The organism is Oleiphilus sp. HI0080, from assembly GCF_001635135.1.
Map to the genome: position 1 here is coordinate 1 of NZ_LWFU01000137.1, position 359 is coordinate 359.

The following is a 359-nucleotide window of genomic DNA, read 5'->3' on the forward strand; positions in this document are numbered from 1 at the left end:
TCAACTGCATGATAATAGACGCCGAAATGTAAGGCATAATCCCCAAAGCAAAGATACTCATGCGCTCTAACGCACCGCCAGAGAACATGTTGAACAGGCTCAAAATAGTACCTTGATTCTGTTCAAACAACGCAGCCAATCGCTCAGGGTTAATTCCGGGGACCGGAATGTGTGCACCTATTCGATAGACGATAATTGCCAAGAATACGAACCAAAGCCGAGACTTGAGTTCATCAAGTCCCTTCCCGAATCCGCCTTGCATCGCAGGAGATTTAGCCATTACTTATTATTCCTCGACCTTACCACCGGCTGCCTCAATAGCAGCCTTAGCACCTTTAGTCACCCTCAACCCTTGAGTC

General features: G+C 47.4%; 1 pseudogene. It reads right to left on the bottom strand.

The annotated features are described in order from the left end of the window. Nucleotides 1-280 (bottom strand): annotated as a pseudogene (gene secY, locus A3751_RS01665) (preprotein translocase subunit SecY); the annotation flags it as partial. Nucleotides 281-359: the final 79 nt, after the last annotated feature.